This is a genomic window from Streptomyces sp. NPDC048419 (assembly GCF_043200415.1).
Taxonomy (GTDB): Bacteria; Actinomycetota; Actinomycetes; order Streptomycetales; family Streptomycetaceae; genus Streptomyces.
Genome location: NZ_JBICXT010000015.1, coordinates 28461 through 47456 on the forward strand (window position 1 = coordinate 28461; position 18996 = coordinate 47456).

At 70.4% G+C, this 18996-nt stretch carries 14 protein-coding genes and 1 pseudogene; 9 read left to right on the forward strand and 6 right to left on the reverse strand.

What is annotated here, in order from left to right:
* Positions 1-165 precede the first annotated feature (165 nt).
* Complete coding sequence (locus ACGFYN_RS28245) at positions 166-1023, forward strand: helix-turn-helix domain-containing protein (protein ID WP_393868693.1); 858 nt, start codon at positions 166-168, stop codon at positions 1021-1023.
* Between the two features lie 214 nt (positions 1024-1237).
* The gene (locus tag ACGFYN_RS28250; protein WP_393868694.1) at positions 1238-1429 is read left to right on the forward strand and encodes a DUF397 domain-containing protein; all 192 of its coding nucleotides are present in this window, start codon (positions 1238-1240) and stop codon (positions 1427-1429) included.
* A gap of 133 nt (positions 1430-1562) precedes the next feature.
* Here ACGFYN_RS28250 and ACGFYN_RS28255 read toward each other — a convergent pair whose 3' ends face one another.
* Complete coding sequence (locus ACGFYN_RS28255) at positions 1563-2408, reverse strand: hypothetical protein (protein WP_393868695.1); 846 nt, start codon at positions 2406-2408, stop codon at positions 1563-1565.
* Positions 2409-2493: 85 nt separating this feature from the next.
* Here ACGFYN_RS28255 and ACGFYN_RS28260 point away from each other — a divergent pair, with 85 nt between their 5' ends.
* The 3 genes from ACGFYN_RS28260 to ACGFYN_RS28270 all read left to right on the forward strand — a co-directional run bounded on the left by ACGFYN_RS28260 (position 2494) and on the right by ACGFYN_RS28270 (position 5766).
* A complete protein-coding gene (locus ACGFYN_RS28260; RefSeq protein WP_393868696.1) occupies positions 2494-3279 on the forward strand; it encodes an SDR family oxidoreductase in 786 nt (261 codons plus the stop codon).
* A 228-nt stretch (positions 3280-3507) separates the two neighbouring features.
* On the forward strand, positions 3508-5082 hold the full coding sequence (locus ACGFYN_RS28265; RefSeq protein WP_393868697.1) for a sodium:solute symporter family protein: 1575 nt from the start codon (positions 3508-3510) through the stop codon (positions 5080-5082).
* Positions 5083-5166: 84 nt separating this feature from the next.
* On the forward strand, positions 5167-5766 hold the full coding sequence (locus ACGFYN_RS28270) for a DinB family protein (RefSeq protein WP_393868698.1): 600 nt from the start codon (positions 5167-5169) through the stop codon (positions 5764-5766).
* Between the two features lie 45 nt (positions 5767-5811).
* On the opposite strand, the gene ACGFYN_RS28275 is transcribed toward ACGFYN_RS28270, so the two are convergent.
* Positions 5812-6927, reverse strand: coding sequence for an ADP-ribosylglycohydrolase family protein (locus ACGFYN_RS28275; RefSeq protein WP_393868699.1), 1116 nt, complete (start codon positions 6925-6927; stop codon positions 5812-5814).
* Between the two features lie 117 nt (positions 6928-7044).
* On the reverse strand, positions 7045-10332 hold the full coding sequence (locus tag ACGFYN_RS28280) for a tetratricopeptide repeat protein (RefSeq protein WP_393868700.1): 3288 nt from the start codon (positions 10330-10332) through the stop codon (positions 7045-7047).
* Between the two features lie 89 nt (positions 10333-10421).
* Between ACGFYN_RS28280 and ACGFYN_RS28285 the strand changes: the two genes are divergently transcribed.
* Positions 10422-10919, forward strand: coding sequence for a DUF2165 domain-containing protein (locus ACGFYN_RS28285; RefSeq protein WP_393868701.1), 498 nt, complete (start codon positions 10422-10424; stop codon positions 10917-10919).
* 28 nt (positions 10920-10947) lie between these two features.
* Here ACGFYN_RS28285 and ACGFYN_RS28290 read toward each other — a convergent pair whose 3' ends face one another.
* The 3 genes from ACGFYN_RS28290 to ACGFYN_RS28300 form a co-directional block, all read right to left on the reverse strand.
* Complete coding sequence (locus ACGFYN_RS28290) at positions 10948-11505, reverse strand: hypothetical protein (RefSeq protein ID WP_393868702.1); 558 nt, start codon at positions 11503-11505, stop codon at positions 10948-10950.
* Positions 11506-11607: 102 nt separating this feature from the next.
* On the reverse strand, positions 11608-14220 hold the full coding sequence (locus ACGFYN_RS28295) for a bifunctional FO biosynthesis protein CofGH (RefSeq protein ID WP_393868703.1): 2613 nt from the start codon (positions 14218-14220) through the stop codon (positions 11608-11610).
* A 38-nt stretch (positions 14221-14258) separates the two neighbouring features.
* Positions 14259-15107, reverse strand: a complete 849-nt coding sequence (locus tag ACGFYN_RS28300) for an LLM class F420-dependent oxidoreductase (RefSeq protein ID WP_393868704.1) — start codon at positions 15105-15107, stop codon at positions 14259-14261.
* Positions 15108-15273: 166 nt separating this feature from the next.
* Between ACGFYN_RS28300 and ACGFYN_RS28305 the strand changes: the two genes are divergently transcribed.
* From ACGFYN_RS28305 to ACGFYN_RS28315, 3 genes and pseudogenes are all read left to right on the forward strand, one after another.
* Positions 15274-16785, forward strand: a complete 1512-nt coding sequence (locus ACGFYN_RS28305) for a CehA/McbA family metallohydrolase (protein ID WP_393868705.1) — start codon at positions 15274-15276, stop codon at positions 16783-16785.
* A gap of 290 nt (positions 16786-17075) precedes the next feature.
* On the forward strand, positions 17076-17255 hold the full coding sequence (locus tag ACGFYN_RS28310; RefSeq protein WP_393868706.1) for a hypothetical protein: 180 nt from the start codon (positions 17076-17078) through the stop codon (positions 17253-17255).
* Between the two features lie 312 nt (positions 17256-17567).
* Positions 17568-18919, forward strand: a pseudogene (locus ACGFYN_RS28315) (RHS repeat-associated core domain-containing protein); the annotation flags it as partial.
* Positions 18920-18996 lie beyond the last annotated feature (77 nt).

Below are 18996 nucleotides of genomic sequence, written 5' to 3' on the forward strand. Positions count from 1 at the left end.
TCCGCCGTCCCGCGCGTCCGCATGTGCGGGCAGGGCGGTGAACTGGCGCGTATGCAGCGCATATCCAGCTGTTTCCCAGCGGTGGCGAGCACCTTGGTGGCAGTCTGCTCAACAGCAGATACGCAAAGTTGCAAGTAGAGGCACGCAGCCGGAGGTGCACGTCCCGTGGCGTCCAATGTCAATCCCACCGTCAGGCGGCGCCGACTGGGCCAGGAGCTGCGCCGGCTCCGTGAGCTCAAGGGTATGACGGCCGAGGAAGTGGCGGAGCGGCTGCTGGTGTCGCAGTCGAAGATCAGCCGGCTGGAGAACGGCCGGCGCAGCATCAGCCAGCGTGACGTCCGTGACCTGTGCGGGGTCTACGAGGTGGAGGACCACCGGATCGTCGACTCACTCATGCAGATGGCCAAGGACAGCCGCCAGCAGGGCTGGTGGCACTCCTTCGGCGACATTCCCTACAGCGTGTACATCGGCCTGGAGACGGACGCGGCGAGCCTCAGGGTCTACGACCCCCAGGTCGTCCCGGGTCTGCTGCAGACCCGGCAGTACGCCGAGGCGCTGATCGCGGGAGCGCTCCCCGAGACCGCGGCCGCCGACATCGAGAAGCGTGTCCAGGTGCGGCTGCGCCGGCAGGAACGAATCACCGCCCCGGAGAACCCGCTGCGGCTGTGGACGGTGATGGACGAGGCGGCGCTGCGGCGCGTGGTGGGCAATCGCTCCCTCATGCGCGACCAGTTGGAGCACCTCGTGGAGCAGGCCCAGCTGCCGCACGTCACCGTGCAGGTGATCCCCTTCGACTTGGGGGCGCATCCCGGCCTCAACGGTCAGTACGCGATCCTCGAGTTCCCGGACGCGGCCGACTCCAGCGTGGTCTACATCGAGGGCGTCACCAGCGACCTGTACCTGGAGAAGGCCAACGACGTGCAGAAATACAGCGTGATGTACGAGCACCTGCGCGCCCAGGCCCTCAATCCGGACCAGTCCCGGCAGTTCATCGCGGACATCGCAAAGGAATATGCCCGCTGAAGCGCCGCACCGTACACCTTCCCTGGGTCGAATTGGAAGACCCACCTGGAATATGCCACCCGGTCGAGCGAATAGTCGCTTCGCCCGTCGAGGTTCGCGAGTAGCGTCGATCACGCCACCACACACCAGAGGTTGGCGCAAACCGCGCTGTGCGTCCGGAGTCGGATCCGCCGTGCGGTGACAGCAACTCAACAACTGGCACTTCGGAGCAAACATGGCAATTCGTCAGGGCGGCACGCACACGTGGACCAAGTCCTCGTACTCCACCGGCAACGGCGCGTGCGTCGAGATCAAGTCACCGGTCCGCGCGGCCATGGCCGTCCGGGACTCCAAGGTCCCCGAGGGCCCCGTGCTGGCCTTCCCGGCCGACGCCTGGAACACCTTCGTCGGCTCGATCAAGGCGTAAGGGGAGGATCTTTCTGATCCTCGACCTGCGTTCACGTTCCACAACTGCACAAGCACCAGCAAGAGCCCTCTCGACCAGCTTCGCCGTCCTTGCCGAGGGGGCTCGGCTTGTGCCCGGCCGCACCGGCCGGCCGCTACCTCAGACGGTCCACGTACTTGTCCGTCCCCGGCACCGTCGGGACGAACGGCGCCACCAGCTCCACCCTCCCCAGCCCGGCCTCCCGCACCGGCTCCTCCAGGTCCGCGAAATACGCCTCCCAGCACTCGCGCGGATCCGCCTGCAGAAACCACAGCAGGGTCAGCCTCGTGTCCACGCCCTCCACCTGCTTCACGTACGTCATCCGATCGCCGGGCAGCGGTGTCGGCCGGAAGAGGGTCACCATCGCGGCCGGTGAGCCCGCCACCCGCTTCGGCAGATGCCGCGAGCGCAGCCAGTCCAGCAACTCCCCGCGCTGCTCCGCCGATTCGGCGTCGATCACCTCGACGACCAGACCCGCGTAGGGATGGTCGAGCGCGTGGAAGTCGCGCGGCCCGGCCGCCCCGTCCCGGTAGACCGTCGCCTCGTGGTCCTGGAACGCCGTGAAGACGTGCGTACGGTCCTGGTAGACGCGGGCGTCGCGGTTGAGCCGCTTGTTGATGGCGACGGTCCACCGCATGTGGTCGCCGTAGCGGCCGTCCGTGATCCAGTACGTGGAGAGGTAGCAGCCCGCGGTGACCGGCTGGGCGATCGCCGACTGCTGCGGACAGCGCAGCAGTTGGAGGTCCCGGGTCGCCACCCAGCGGCGCCCGGCGTACATCCAGGGCATGGCCATCGCCCCGGCGTAGTAGTGGTCGTCCTCGTACCAGCGGTTGTACGCGTACTCGTGGCCGGGGTGGGGCTCGACCATGGTGATCAGGGCATGGCCCGGGCGGACCCCGTACGGCCCCACGGCGGCCAGTTCCGCGTACGTCCCACTGCGGGTGCCGGTCTCCTCGGACATGGGCGTTCCCCTTCCTTCGTCGGCCGCTCGCCCATACTCTGACGCCCCGTCAGAAAATGCGCCAGGGTCAGGGCGGAGGTCAGTCATGTCACTGCTAGCGGGCAGAACGGTCGTCGTGTCGGGGGTCGGTGCCGGGCTCGGTCATCAGGTCGCGGCGGCGGTCGTACGGGACGGCGGCAACGCGGTGCTCGGGGCGCGCACCGAGGCCAACCTCGCCAAGAGCGCCTCCGACATCGATCCGGACGGGACGCACACCGCGTACCGGCCGACCGACATCACGGACGAGGCACAGTGCGAGCAGCTCGCGGCGCTCGCGCGGGAACGGTTCGGGCGGATCGACGCGGTGGTCCATGTGGCCGCCTGGGACAGCTACTTCGGCGGTGTCCAGGACGCGGACTTCACCACCTGGCAGTCGGTGATCGACGTGAACCTGCTGGGCTCGCTGCGGATGACCCGGGCCTGTCTGCCGGCGCTCAAGGAGCGCGGCGGTTCGGTGGTGTTCATCGGCACGCAGTCGTCGGTGGCGGCACCCAGCCAGGTGCGGCAGGCGGCGTACGCGGCCTCGAAGGGCGCGCTGACGAGCGCGATGTACTCCCTGGCGCGCGAGCTCGGTCCGGACCGCATCCGGGTCAACACCGTGCTGCCGGGCTGGATGTGGGGTCCGCCGGTGCAGGCGTACGTACAGTTCACCGCTCACACGGAGGGCGTGCCCGAGCCCGACGTGCTCCGGCGGCTCACCGAGCGGATGGCGCTGCCGGACCTGGCGACGGACGGGGACGTGGCCGACGCGGCCGTCTTCCTCGCATCGGACCGGGCGCGGGCCATCACAGGGCAGTCGCTGCTGGTCAACGCGGGGGAGCTGATGCGTTGAGGGCCCTTCCCGACCACTTCGAGTTGTTCATGTGAGTGAACAGAGGTCAGCAAGACGAACATCTTTGCTTGCTCTTGACCTTACATCCGCTTGTCGTGTCCGCGCTAGCGCACCCACGATGAGCGGGCACTTCGCGGCCTCTCCCGGCTTCCCACGCCCCTACCCCGCTCAGGCGAAGTGCCAACCAACTGAGCGTGGTTCACAAGGCGGACCCTGGAAGGGGGGCACATGAACAGTCTCGACTGGGCCGTGCTCATCGGCTATTTCGGCGTGATGGTGGCCATCGGCATCTGGTCGCACAAGCAAGTGGGCAACGTCAGCGACTTCTTCACGGCCGGCGGGAAGATGCCGTGGTGGCTGTCCGGCATCTCGCACCACATGTCGGGCTACAGCGCGGTCCTTTTCACCGGCTACGCGGGCATCGCCTACACCTACGGCGTGACGTCCTTCGTCACCTGGTCCTTCCCCATCGCGCTGGGCATCGCCATCGGCTCGAAACTGTTCGCGCCGCGCATCAACCGGCTGCGCTCGCGGCTCCATGTGGCCTCGCCGCTCGAGTACCTGAAGAACCGCTACGACCTCAAGACGCAGCAGGCGCTGGTCTGGTCGGGCATGCTGCTGAAGATCGTGGATGTCGCCGCGAAGTGGGCGGCGATCGCGACGCTGCTGTCGGTCTTCACCGGTGTCTCGCTCAACCAGGGCATCCTGATCACCGGCGCGATCACCGCCGTCTACTGCACCATCGGCGGTCTGTGGGCGGACGCGCTGACCGAACTGGGCCAGTTCGTCATCCAGTTGCTGGCGGGCACAGCGATGTTCGTGGCGGTGGTGCTGAAGCTGAACGACAAGGGCATCGGCCTCTTCGACGCCTTCGACCAGCCCGCCCTGCACGGCCACGACAAGCCGCTGGTGGGCCCGTACGGCACGGTCTTCCTGCTGGCGTTCCTCTTCATCAAGCTCTTCGAGTACAACGGCGGCATGCTCAACCAGGCCCAGCGCTACATGGCGACGGGCAGCGCCCGTGAGGCCGAGCGCTCGGCGCGGCTGTCGGCGGTGCTGTGGCTGGTCTGGCCGGTCGTCCTCTTCTTCCCGATGTGGATGTCGCCGCTGCTGGTGCACGCCCAGAAGCCGGACGGCTCCGACTCCTACGGCCTGATGACCGAACAGCTGCTGCCGCACGGTCTGTTGGGCCTGGTGGTCGTGGGCTTCTTCTCCCACACGATGGCCATGTGCTCCTCCGACGCCAACGCGATCTCGGCGGTGTTCACCCGTGACGTGGCGCCGGTGGTGTCGGAGAAGGCGCGGGCCTGGGGCGAGCGTTCCGGCCTGATCGCGGCCCGGGTGACCACGGTGATCTTCCTCGGCCTGTCGATGGCGGTGGCGACCCAGGTCAACTCGCCGACCTTCAAGGACATCATCACCGTCGTCATCAAGTGGGTCGCGGGTCTGATGGGCCCGATCGCCATCCCGATGATGCTGGGCCTGCTGCGCCCCTTCCGCCGCTCCGGCCCGACCGCGGCGCTCGTCAGCTGGTCGATGGGCCTGCTGGCCTTCTGGCTGGTCAACTACCCGATCAGCTGGAACGTCGACGGCGGCGTCCCGCTCCAGTACCAGGTGTCGATACCGCTGGCCGTCTCGCTGGTGCTGTACATCCTCATCGGCCATCTGAAGCCGGAGGACACCCCGGACCGGCTGGCGGTCATCGAGCGGATCAACACGGACGACGACAGCGCGGCGGTCGCCTTGCCGGAACCGGCGGGCGAGGTGGAGGACGTCACCGGCCGTACACCGGTGAAGGACTGACGCTCCGTCAATACCGTTGGAGGACCCGGGTCGTGGTGCAGACCCGGGTCCTTGCGCATTCCCTTGCACGGGCAGACTGGCCCTATGACGCCACCCGACTTCAAGGCCGACCTCCTGCGCTATCTGCAGGACGCCCGCAACGCCCTGCTGTGGAAGCTCGAGGGCCTCTCCGAGTACGACATCCGCCGCCCGCTGACGCCGACCGGCACCAACCTCCTGGGCCTGGTCAAGCATGTGACGTTCGTCGAACTGGGCTATCTGGGCGACACGTTCGGGCGCCCGTCCGGCGTGCCGAGCCCCTGGTCCGCGGCCGCCTACGCCGACGATCCGAACGCCGACATGTGGGCCACCGCCGACGAGTCCCGGGACGACGTCGCCGCCCGCTACCGCGAGGCGTGGGCGCACGCCGACGCGACCGTGGAGGCGCTGCCCCTCGACACGCCGGGCCGTGTGCCGTGGTGGCCGAGCGGCAACGAGGTCACCCTGCACCACGCCCTGGTGCGCGTCCTCGCCGACACCCAGCGGCACGCCGGGCACGCCGACATCCTGCGGGAGACCCTCGACGGGGCCGTGGGCATGCGGGAGGACAACTCCAGCCTGCCGACGGACGACGCGGCGTGGTGGAAGGAGTACCGCGACCGGCTGGAGCGGACGGCCGCGGAGGCGGCGCGCAGGACGCCGTAGCCGTAAGGGAATCGGCGCTCAGGCCGCCGATCCGGACCTGCGGATTCAGGCGCGCGGATACCGGGCCAGCCACCCCGGCGACGAGCCGGCCGGACCGTGCAGGGCCGGGCCCTGGGTCATCTCCATGGCGAAGTCGTCGGCGAGCTCCAGGAGGGTGGGGCGGCCCTCCAACTCGGCGAGCCAGCCCGGCGGGAGGGCCGTCTCACCGTGCAGGGCGCCCAGGAGGCCGCCGGTGAGGGCGGCCGTCGCGCCCGAGGGCCCGTCGTGGTTGACGGCGAGGCACAGGCCGTGGCGGACGTCCTCGCCCACGAGCGCGCAGTACACGGCGGCGGCCAGCACGCCTTCCGCCGCACCGTCACCGGCCAGTTCGGCGACCCGCGCCGGGGTGGGCATCCCCTGCCGTACGGCGCCGAGGGCGTGCTGGAGCGCGTCCGAGACCGACTGGTGTCCGGGGCGTGCGGCGAGCAGCGCGAGCGCCCGCTGCACGGCTCCGTCGAGGCTCTCGCCGCGGGCCAGGCCGTGCACGACGACGGCGTACGCCCCCGCCGAGAGATGAGCCGTCGGATGCCCGTGGGTCTGGGCCGCGCACTCCACCGCGAGCTGGACCACCAGCTGCGGCTCCCAGCCGACCAGCAGCCCGAAGGGCGCGGACCGGGCCGTCGCCTCGGGTCCGGCCTCGCCGGGGTTCTTGGGCGCGTCCAGGGTCCCCATGTTCTCGTCGCCGAACCCGAGCAGCAGCGACCGGGCGGGGTCCCGCCGGGCGTAGAGCCACTCCTCGCGCGCCAGCCAGCCGTCGTCCTTGCGGCGCTCGTCGGGCCCCCAGTCGCGCTGGGTGGCCGCCCAGCGCAGATATGCCCGGTGCAGATCGGTCGGCGGATGCCAGGCGCCGGTGTCACGGCGGACCTGCGCCCGGATCAGCCCGTCCACGCTGAACAGGGTGAGCTGGGTGAGATGGGTGACGGCGCCGCGCCTGCCGTAGGCGAAGCCGAGGTCGAGGACGCCCTCGGCGCCGTACTCCTCCCGGATGGCGTCGAGGTCCAGCCCGTCCACGGGCGCGCCCAGCGCGTCCCCGACGGCGGCCCCCAGCAGCGTCCCGCGCACCCGGCTCCGGAAGTCCTGCTGCTCGACACGGCCCCACACGGCCCCGGCTGACGCGTCCACCCAGACCTCCCTCCGGCACCGTCCGACGCATGACAGCTCAGCACTGTAATCGAACGGGAACGGTGGGTTGAGAGGGCAGAGTGATATGCGAAATGTTGACCGACTGATCCGTAGTGGTCAGTTATCGGCCTCGGTGACCGCTGTCAGATAGCGGGTGAGGCGGGCGGTGTCGGCGTCGGGGCTCTGCCGGAGTTCGGTGAGGAAGCTGGCGAGGTAGGCGAGGTCGTCCCAGTCGTGCGTCGAGGCCAGGAACTCCGCCAGGCCCCGGTCGGCCTCCGCCCAGTCGGCGAGGGCGCAGCCGACGAAGCACCTGCCCTGCGCGCGCTCCAACTCGTTCGGTTGGTCACTCTCGTGCAGGAACCGGGCGAGTTCCCGCCACAGCGGTTCCGCGGCCCGCAGTCCCTCGGAGCGGCTGACGGTCATCGCCAGATGGTAGGTGCCGACGAGCGGTTCGGCCTCGCGCAGGGCCTCGGCCCTCCGTCGCGCCTCGGCCCACTGCCCGTGGTGGCGGTGCATCTCGATGCGGAGCTCGTCCAGTTCGGTGTCGGGCTCCGCCTCCCTTTCCGCATCGGCGAGCCGGGCGTCCGCCTCGTCCCAGCGGCCGGTGAGCTGCAGCACGTCGACGGCCCTGCGGCGCGCCCAGTCCGCCTCCGTACCGAGGGCGACGCACCGGTCCAGATCGGCCAGCGCGCGGTCGACCCGTCCCGTCGCCACGAGGACTCGCGCGCGCTGGCCGTAGGCCCATCCGTCCTCGGGATCCAGCTCCAGGGCGCGGTCGAGATGCGGGAGTGCCTCCTGGTAGGCCTTCTGTGCGCGCAGAACCGCTCCGAGGCCGGCGAGCGTGGGGTCGTAGTCGGGATTCAGATCCAGGACGCGGTGGAAGAGGACGATCGCTTCCTCGTACCGGCGGTCGAGCCGGTACTCCTCCCCCAGTTGGTGACTGAATGCGTCGACCTCGGGGTCGAGTTCGACGGCCCGGTGCAGGTCCTCGTACATACCCGCCCGGTCGCCCAGCCGGTCGCGTGCCTGGGAGCGTATCCACATGGCCCAGGAGTAGTCGGGCTTCAGCTCCACGGCACGGTCGAGGTCGTCCAAGGCCTCCTGGTCGCGGCCCAGCGCAAGCAGGGCCGCTCCCCTGCTGCCGAGCGCCGACGGGTAGTCGGGCTTGAGGGAGACGGCCCGGCCCAGTTCGGCCACGGCGTCCTCGAGACGACCCGCGCGACGGTAGGCGTCACCGCGTTCCGACGCGATCCAGGCCGCCTCGGGAGCCCGTGAGACCGCCAGGTCGAAGTCGGCGAACGCCTGGTCCGACTCTCCCCTGCTGCCGTGGAGACGCGCCTTGCGCACCAGCGTCCACAGGTCGTCGTCGATGCTCAGCGCGCGGTTGAAGTCGGCGAGCGAGGCGTCGTACTGCCCGAGCCCGTGTCGGCTCACGGCCCGCCCGGTCAGCGCGACCGCGTCGGTCGGATCGAGGGCGACGGCCCGGTCGAAATCGGCGACCGCCTCCTCGAAACGGGCCGCCAGCCGGTAGGTCTCCGCACGCTCGGCGATGATCCACCCGGTGTCGGGGGACAGTTCGGCCGCCCGGTCGAGGGCGCTCAGTGCCGCCGGGAAGTCGTCCATCAGCTGGAGGGTGAGGCCGCGACCGTAGTGGACCAGGTACTGCTGCGGATCGAGCTCGACCGCGTGGTCCAGATCCGCCAGGGCCCGTGCGTACTCCCGGCCGCGGCGCAGTTCCCTGGCCCGCAGCACATGGGCCATGGCCCGGCCGGCGCCGTCGAGTCCCGGACGGGCCAGGAGCAGGTCCATCGCCCTGATCACTCCGGTCTCGTCGTCCGCGAGCGCCTCGGCCAGTTCCCGCCCCCATTCGAGCAGGACCGGGTGGTCCGTCGCGGCACCCGCGTCCTGGAGCATCCGCGCCCAGCGGCGGCCGACGACCTCGTCCGCGTCGTGGCAGGCCTCGACGAGCCGTCGCAGCGCGTCGGCGAGCGCCGCGGGCGGGCGGGCGCAGAGCCGGTGATACGTCTCCTCCAGGAGCAGCGCGCGCCACTCCTCGTCCTCCCACAGGGCCTCGTCCTCCCGGCCGGCCTCGGAGTCGGCGCGCCACTCGTCGTAGGCCTCCGCAAGTTTCCGGTGCCGCGGCGCCCAGGTCCGCGGATGTTCGCGCCGCTCCAGCCTCAGCATCTGCGGCCGTACGACGTCGTGGTACTGCGTCCGCTCTCCGCCCTGGTCGACGAACGGCAGCCCCGTCAACCACTCGTACAGTTCGTCCCGTTCGTCGTCCGGGCGGTCGACCAGGACCCGGAAGACGTCCGCGTCCAGCCACCGGGGCAGCGCGCAGAGCGTGGCGACGTCCCGACGGGCCTTGGGTTCCCCGTCCAGGAACCGGCTCACCGCATTGCGGCTCGGATCGCGCACGCCCTCCGGACCGACCGGGGGTGTCTTCGCGAGCGTCGACACGAGGACGGGCAGCCCGCCCGTGAGCCGCAGCACCTCCTCGACCACCGGCTCGGCGACCACCCCGCGCGCGGCCAGCAGCCGCCTCGCCTCCTCGTCGGTGAACGGCTCCAGCGCGACGTCCGCCACGGAATACAGGCCGCCGCCGCGGGCGGAGTCCCGGGGGCTCTGCCCGGCGGTGACCACCACGAGGGTCGCCGGCAGCCGGCGGACCTCCTCGTCGCCCGTGAGCATCTCGTGCAGCCACGGTTCGAGATACGGTCCGGTCCGCTCGTACGTGTCGAAGAACAGCACGATCCACCGGCCGCCGGAGGCGGCGTCCCGCAGGTCGCGCAGCAGCAGCGGGGTGAGCACCTTCTCCGGTGTCAGCACCAGGTCCCGGTCGTCCTCGCTGCGGAACCGGGCGCCGAGCCCGGCCCACAGGCGGTCCGCTCCCTGGGCGAGCCGGTCCGCGGGGATACCTCTGGTGACCACACCGGCGAACGGGACGGTGGCGTCCACCAGACCGATACCCGCCTGCACGGCGGCCGTGCTGCCTGCCGACGCCGTCGGCGGCTCGGGGGCCGACGCGGCGAGGGCGGCCGCCTCCGCCTCGCGCCGCCGGTCACGGTAGGTGGCGAGCCGCCGCTCCAGTGCTCTCAACCTCCGGCTCTGGTCCGCGAACTGACGACACGTCACCTCCAGCGCCGCCGGCACGCTGCCGGCGCCCTCGCCGACGTACACCGTCAATGCGCCGCGCTCGCGCGCGAGATGGCGCCATTCCCGGATCAGCGAGGTCTTTCCCACGCCGGCGGGGCCGTGCACATGGAAGCGGAAGAAATGCCGGTCGTCGCCGGGCGGGATGTCGAAGTTCCGCAGGAACAGGTCCCGTTCGGCCTCCCGGCCCACGAATCCGGCCCGCACGCTCTGTTGATTCAGCTGCTGCAGCGACGGCTCCGTCTGCGCCACCGGTACGTCCTCTCGCCCGCGAACCCTGACTCCCACATTCTGGCTCACCGGGTGCGGGCGCACCGGTCGCCACGGGGAGAATGGCTGTCATGACCACCACCCCCCGAAACCCCCTGACCATCGCTGCCGCGCTGCTCACGGCGACCGTCGCCCTCTACATCGCCCTCGTCGCCTTCGGCAACATCACCGACTTCGGGACGAACCAGGCGTTCGTGCAGCACGTTCTGGCCATGGACACCACGTTCAAGGACGACGACCTGATGTGGAGAGCCGTCACCGACAAGGGCCTGCAGAACACCGCTTACGTCGCCATCATCGTCTGGGAGACCGTCGCCGCCCTGGTCCTGATCTACGGCACCTGGCTCTGGGCCCGGCGCGAGCAGGACCGGGCCCGTGCCGTGTCGACCTACGGCCTGCTGATGCTGCTGGTGCTCTTCGGTGCCGGATTCATCGCGGTCGGCGGCGAGTGGTTCTCCATGTGGCAGTCGAAGACCTGGAACGGACTCGACGCGGCGCTGCGGGTGTTCATGCTGAGCGGGGTCGTCCTGATCGTCGTGCAGCTGACCGGCCGGCGGGGCGAGGACTGAGCCTGTTCGCAGGCTCCGAGCCCCGGGCCTACTTGACGACGGCGACCTTCGTACCGGCCGTCCCGAACGTCCACATCGCCGCCCCGTCCGCCGTCCGCATCCGGATGCCGCCCGTCGGTGTCCCGGAGGCGGGCGGCGGTGAGGAGCCGTCGACGGCGTTGGAGAAGGCGATGTTGGAGCCGGACTGCACGGTGAAGTACACGATGTGCTCGATCTTCACGCCGTCCGAGCCGGTGATGGGGCCCTCGGACCGTGTGCCGACCGTGTAGGTCCCCGGCTCCGGGCTGACCGTCCCCGGCCACACGGCGAAGGTGCGCCGGGCCGCGTCGGCCGAGTCGATGAGCCAGACCGTCTTCTGCCCGAGCGAGTAGACGATACGGCGCCCGGTGCCGGAACCGTCCGGTACCGCGACCGGGCCCTTGGACTTGGTGGGCTTCGGGTGCGCCGGCGCCGACGCGCTGGGCCGGGCCGCGACCGCGTGCGGTTTCGGTCCCTTGTCGGCCTGCACGGCCAGGACGGAAACAGCGGCTATCGCTCCCACCGTCAGGCCGGTCACCCAGACCTTCGAGGCTGGCACGGCACGCATCTCCTCGGTTACAGGACCCCTCGGACCCGTTGGAACAGGGGTCCGATCATCGTACTGTGACGCCCTCGCTCCTCCGTCCGGACGGGATCGTCCGGGACGGGCTCAGTCCAGTACGGGCAGCAGCTCCGGAAGGTGCCCGTCGGACGCCGCCGCGGCCCGCTGCCGTTCCTCCGTCACCTCGCCGTACAGCGTCGTACGCGGCCTCGCCGGGCGGCCGGCCGCCTCCGCCACCGCGATCAGGTCCCGCACCGACTTGTAGGAGCCGTAGGAGGAGCCGGCCATCCGGGAGATCGTCTCCTCCATGAGGGTCCCGCCCAGGTCGTTGGCGCCGGAGCGGAGCATCTCCGCCGCGCCCTGGGTGCCCAGCTTCACCCAGCTGGTCTGGATGTTGGGGATGTGCGGGTGCAGGAGCAGACGGGCCATCGCCGTCACGGCCCGGTTGTCCCGCATCGTCGGGCCCGGGCGGGCGATCCCCGCCAGGTAGACCGGCGCGTTGGTGTGGATGAAGGGCAGGGTCACGAACTCCGTGAAGCCGCCGGTGCGTTGCTGGATGCCGGCCAGCGTGCGCAGGTGGCCGAGCCAGTGGCGGGGCTGGTCGACATGGCCGTACATCATCGTCGACGACGAGCGGATGCCCAGCTCGTGCGCCGTCGTGATCACCTCGATCCAGGTCGCCGTCGGCAGCTTGCCCTTCGTCAGGATCCAGCGCACCTCGTCGTCGAGGATCTCCGCGGCCGTGCCGGGGATGGAGCCGAGGCCCGCCTCCTTGGCGGCGCTCAGCCACTCGCGGATGGACATGCCGGTGCGGGTCGCGCCGTTGACGACCTCCATCGGGGAGAAGGCGTGCACGTGCATCCCGGGCACGCGTTCCTTGACCGCCTTCGCGATGTCGAAGTACGCCGTGCCCGGCAGGTCCGGGTGGATGCCGCCCTGCATGCACACCTCCACCGCGCCCACGTCCCAGGCCTGCCGGGCGCGGTCGGCGACCTGGTCCAGGGAGAGGGTGTAGGCGTCGGCGTCCGTGCGGCGCTGGGCGAAGGCACAGAAGCGGCAGCCCGTGTAGCAGACGTTGGTGAAGTTGATGTTGCGCGTGACGATGTACGTCACGTCGTCGCCGGCCACCGACTTGCGGACGTCGTCGGCGACCTGGCACAGCGCGTCCAGCGCCGGGCCGTCCGCGTGCAGCAGGGCCAGCGCCTCGGCGTCGGTGAGCCGGGTGGGGTCGTCGGCCGCCGTCGCCAGGGCCTGGCGGACGTCGGTGTCGATGCGCTCGGGGACCATGCCGGGGGCGGCCGCCTCGCGCAGTTCGGCCCAGTCGCCGTAGACCTCGTCGAAGTCGTCGCGGCGGTCGGAGGTACGGCCCTCGGTGTCGATGGCCGTGTGCAGATCCGTACGGCCGTAAGGGACGAACACCTCCTCCGGCTCCTGCCAGGCGTGGCCCTCGACCACCGCGTCCGGGCGGGCGAGGCCCGTCTCCGCGTCGGCCAGGGCGCTCACGTGCGGGCGCAGCCGCGGGTCCAGCCAGGGCTCGCCGCGCCGCACGAACTCCGGGTAGACGCAGAGGCGTTCGCGCAGTTCGAAGCCGGCCGCCGCGGACTTGGCCGCCAGCTCCTCGATCTGCGGCCAGGGGCGCTCGGGGTTGACGTGGTCGATGGTCAGCGGGGAGACCCCGCCCCAGTCGTCGATGCCGGCGCCGATCAGCCGCTCGTACTCGGAGTCGACCAGGTTGGGCGGTGCCTGCAGGCAGGCGCTCGGGCCCATGATGTGCCGGGCGACGGCCACCGTGGCCACCAGCTCGTCCAGTTCGGCGTCCGGCATGCCGCGCATCGCGGTGTCCGGCTTGGCGCGGAAGTTCTGGATGATCAGTTCCTGGATGCCGTGGTACGCCCGCGACACCTTCCGCAGCGCGAACAGCGACTCCGCCCGCTCCTCGTGACTCTCGCCGATGCCGATGAGGATGCCGGAGGTGAACGGGACGGAGGAGCGGCCGGCGTCCTCCAGCACCCGCAGGCGGACGGCCGGTTCCTTGTCCGGGGAGCCGTAATGGGGGCCGCCCGGCTCGGACCACAGCCGGGTCGCGGTCGTCTCCAGCATCATGCCCATCGACGGGGCGACCGGCTTCAGCCGCTGGAAGTCCGTCCACGACATGACGCCCGGGTTGAGGTGGGGCAGCAGGCCGGTCTCCTCCAGGATGCGGATGGAGACGGCGCGGACGTAGGCAATGGTGTCGTCGTAGCCGTGCGCGTCGAGCCACTCGCGCGCCTGCGGCCAGCGGTCCTCGGGCTTGTCGCCGAGGGTGATCAGGGCTTCCTTGCAGCCGAGGGCGGCGCCCTTGCGGGCGATGTCGAGGACCTCGTCCGGCGACATGAACATCCCGTGGCCTGCGCGGCGCAGCTTGCCGGGGACGGTGACGAAGGTGCAGTAGTGGCACTTGTCCCGGCACAGCCGGGTGAGCGGGATGAACACGCTCTTCGAGTACGTGATGACGCCGGGGCGGCCGGCCGCCTCCAGGCCCGCGTCACGGACCCGGGCGGCGGACGCGGCGAGGTCCTCGAGCGCCTCGCCGCGCGCCTGGAGCAGCACGGCCGCCTCGGCGGTGTCGAGCGCGACGCCGTCCCGGGCGCGTTTGAGGGCGCGACGCATGGAGTTCCCGGTCGGGCCGGTGCCGCCGGGGCGGTCGGAAGAGCCGGTTCCGGAGCTCACGGAAGTCGTCATCCTTCGAGCATACGGTCGAGCTGATCAGCGCCGGGAAGTCAGCCCAGGAAGGCCTGGTACCCCTCCAGCGCCCTGAACGCCTCCGTCTCCCCCGCCGGCGGCAGCTGCACCACCACCTCCTCGATGCCCAGGTCCGCGTAGTGCGCGAGCTTGCCGGGGCTGGGGTGGACGGCGTACGGGACGATCTGGAGGGCGGCCGGGTCGCGGCCCGCGTCCGCCCAGGCCGACCGCAGCACCGGCAGCGACTCGGTGAGGCCGCCCCCGCCGATCGGCATCCAGCCGTCGGCGTACGCGCAGATGTGGGAGAAGAGCTTGGGGCCGGCCGCGCCGCCGACGAAGGTGCGCGGGCCGACGACCGGGCCGCGCGGCTTCTGGACCGGCTTGGGGTGGACGTGCGAGGCCCGAACGCTGCCGAACTCGCCCTCGTACGCGGTCGGTTCCTCCGACCACAGGGCCCTCATCAGCGCCATCCGGTCGCGCACCAGCTCGCGCCGGGTCCGCCACTCGACGCCGTGGTCGGCGGCCTCCTCGACGTTCCAGCCGAAGCCGAGGCCGAGGGTGAAGCGGCCGCCGGAGAGGTGGTCGAGGGTCGCGATCTGCTTGGCGAGGGCGATCGGGTCGTGCTGCGCGACCAGCGTGATGCCGCTGCCGAGGCCGAGCCGCTCGGTGACCGCGGCCGCCTGGCCGAGCGCGACGAAGGGGTCGAGGGTGCGGCCGTACTCGGGCGGCAGCTCGCCGCCCGCCGGGTACGGCGTCGTCCGCTCCACCGGGATGTGGGTGTGCTCGGGCAGGTACAGCCCCGCGAAGCCGCGCTGTTCCAGCTCACGGGCGAGTCGGACGGGGGCGACGGTCTCGTCGGTGAGGAAGATCGTGACAGCGATACGCATGGGCCATCTGTACCGGGCAGGGGCGGAGAAGTCCATACCGACCAGTCGGCCCTATTTTCACGGAGAACGCGCGAAGAACTCCCGAATCCATGTACATGTCATATCGTCGAACCCCGATTCCCTCTCCGTTCACGGAAGTTCACACCCGGACACGAAGGTGGCTCGTATGTGTGAGGACGCCCACGGCATCGGACGACGCGCCCTGTTCGTGACGGGCACGGCCGCCGCGCTTACGTTGGGAAGCGTGAGCTTCGCGGCGGCCGACGGCCAGAACCAGGGGACGAAGACAGCGACGATTCGCGGCACTCTGCCCACCGGTTCGCCGGACTTCGTGTACGTACCCGTCGAAGTCCCCGCCGGTGTACGCGAGATCAAGGTCGCCTACACCTACGACAAGCCGTCCGTCCCGGCCGGCACCCAGGGCAACGCCCTCGACATCGGCATCTTCGACGAGCGCGGGACCGAGCCGGGCGGCCGGGGCTTCCGCGGCTGGTCGGGCGGGGCGCGCCCGGAGTTCTTCATCCGCGCGGACGACGCCACGCCGGGGTATGTCCCGGGGCCGGTGCGGGAGGGCACCTGGCATGTGGCGCTGGGGCCGTACACGGTCGCCCCGCAGGGGCTGTCGTACGAGCTGACGGTCACGCTGACCTACGGGGAGCCGGGCGAGACGCCGGCGCCCGTGTACCCGCCGGAGCGGGCGCGAGGGCGCGGCCGCGCCTGGTACCGGGGCGACTGCCACCTCCACTCCTGGTACTCCGACGGGCGGCGCACGCCCGCCGAGATCGCCGCCCTCGCGCGGGCGGCCGGGCTCGACTTCATCAACTCCTCGGACCACAACACCCATACCTCGCACCCCCATTGGGCCACCGAGGCGGGCGAGGACCTGCTGATCCTGCTCGGCGAGGAGATCACGACCCGCAACGGCCACGTCGTCGCGCTCGGCACCGAGCCCGGCACCTTCGTCGACTGGCGCTACCGGGCCCGTGACAACCGCTTCGGCAAGTACGCCCGGCAGATCCGGCGGGCCGGCGGCCTGGTGGTGCCGGCTCATCCGCACGCCACCTGCATCGGGTGCAACTGGAAGTTCGGGTTCGGCGAGGCGGACGCGATCGAGGTGTGGAACGGGCCGTACACGCCCGACGACGAGGTGGCGCTCGTGGAGTGGGACAACCTGCTGGTCGCCTCCGTGCGCGAGGGCCGCGAGTGGATCCCGGCCATGGGCAGCAGCGACGCGCACCGCGACCCGGACGCCGTCGGCCTCCCGCAGACCGTCGTCCTCGCCGACGACCTGACCCGCACCGCGATCCAGCACGGCATCCGCGCGGGCCGCTCCTACGTCGCCGAGTCGCAGAAGGTGTCACTGACCTTCACGGCGAGCGGGGACAAGGGGCAGCACGCCGGGATCGGCGAGCGTCTGGAGGTCGCCGCCGACACCCCGGTCACGGTCCGCGTGGAGGCCACCGGCGCCCCGCGCTGCACCATCCGCATCGTCACCGACCAGGGAGTACTCCTCACCAGCGACCCCCTCCCCGTCGCGGGTTCCGGCACCCTGGAATGGCACACAACTCCCGCCTACGCGGCCTACGTACGCGCCGAACTGCGCCACGAGACGGCGGCGGGCCCGGTGCCGGGGGCACTGGCGGCGTTCACGAATCCGATCTTCCTGGGGCGGCGCTAAGTTCCCTGCCGAACGGGTTCACAGACCATCGTTTTTTGCACGCCTTGGCGACTCCCTTACCTCTGCCATGCCCTTTCTCCCTAGTGTTTTGGGGTTGGCATGCGCACAGAGTGAAGCAATTGACGTGTTGGGTGTACGGGGTACGGGGGGCTGGTTCGGGTGTCGGACCTGAAGAAGGAAGCGACGTCGATGCACAAGGCGGCGTCGGGGCTGCGCGGGGTGGGGCATCACACGGCGGAGCCGTTGAAGCAGTTCACGGCGAGTCCCATGACCTGGGTGCGCTGGGGGCGTTGGGTTCGCTGCTGGGTGCCAAGGGCGAGATAGAGAAGGGCATGGCCACGCTCAGCAAGCTGACCAAACAGCTGGATGAGGAGTGGGAGGCGGAGGCGAAGCTGATGGGTGACGTCTCCACCGCGTTCGACCTGCTGGATATGCTGATCGCGGCGGCAGCCCAGGCGGGGAAGGGCTGAGCGGCAACACCATGGTCGATCTGAACCCTTTGCACTATGTGAACAAGTTCAACCATATGTTCGGCGACAATCTCGCCAGCGGTCTGGAGTTTTTGGGCATATCGGATCCGGCGGTGGATCCGGACGGGGTGCGGGAGATCGCCAAGAAGTGGCGGCATCTGGCCACCGGGCTGGACGACGCGGCGGAGGCGGCCCGTAAGTCCCTGTCCGGGGTGGAGTGGGAGGGCAAGGCGGCCAAGGCCTTCACCAAGCGCTCCAAGGCGGCCCGCAAGCAGGCCACGGACATGGCCCACTCGCTGCGCGAGGGCGGGAAGGCGCTGGACGATTGGCGCCGTCACGGACTTCACCTACGATCCCACCGGGCAGTTGGTAGAGGCTGTCGGACCGGCCGCGACGCTGTCCATCAGGCGCGACGCCGTCGGCAACGTCGTGGCAGAGACGGTGAACGGCCGGACCACGACCTACGGTCACGACGCCCTGGGGCGCCGCACCCATCGCATCACCCCGACCGGTGTGGTCAGCCACCGTGACTATGACGAGGTGGGCAGCCTGACCCGGTTGGTCACCGCCGACCGCACCACCGACTTCGCCCGCGATGCGGCAGGGCGTGAAACGGCCCGCCGCATCGGCGGGGCGATCACGCTGGCCAGCACCTACGACGGCCTGGGCCGCATGGTGACTCAGGCGGTCACAAGGGCGGACAGGGGCACGATCCAGCGCCGGGACTACTCCTACCGCGCGGACGACAACCCGTCCGCATCGATGACCAACTCAACGGCTCGCACCATTTCGACCTGGATGTCACTGGGCGCGTCGTCGGCGTGCGTGCGGCCGACTGGACCGAGTCCTATGCGTACGACGCGGCAGGCAACCAGACAGACGCCTCATGGCCCGCACGCCATCCCGGTCAGGAAGCCACCGGCCCCCGCTCATACACCGGAACCAGGATCAGGAGTGCCGGCGGCGTCCGCTACGAACACGACGGGGCAGGCCGCATCGTCCTTCGGCAGAAGACCCGACTGTCCCGGAAGCCGGACACCTGGCGGTACTGCTGGGACGCGGAAAACCGTCTCACCCAAGTCGTGACGCCCGACGGCACCGTCTGGCGTTACCGGTACGACCCCCTAGGGCGGCGCATCGCCGAGCAACGCCTTGGCGCAGACGGCCGGACGTTTGCCGAAGAGACCGGCTATACGTGGGACGGCACGACACTCTGTGAGCAGAGCTCCTCCGGGGCGTCGCCGACCGTGGTCACACTCACCTGGGACCACGAAGGTCTGCGCCCCCTCTCCCAGGTCGAGCGCATCACGACGGCCGAGGCCCCACAGGACGAGATCGACGCCCGGTTCTTCTCGATCGTCACGGATCTGGTCGGCACTCCGACCGAGCTGCTCGACGAGTCCGGCGGTGTTGCGTGGCGCTCGCGTGCCACGCTGTGGGGTGTCACCGCGTGGGAGACGCAGAGCAGCGCCTATACGCCCCTGCGATTCCCGGGCCAGTACTTCGACCCGGAAACCGCCCTCCACTACAACTACTTCCGCCACTACGACCCCGAGACTGCTCGCTACCTCACCCAGGACCCCCTCGGCCTGGATCCAGCGCCCAATCCGGACACGTATGTCGGCAACCCCCACACATGGACCGACCCACTCGGACTCTCCCCGTACAACATCCATGCCTCGGTCGCTTATCAGGACTGGGGGACCAAGGGTGCGCACATCCATATCAAGAACATGGAGGT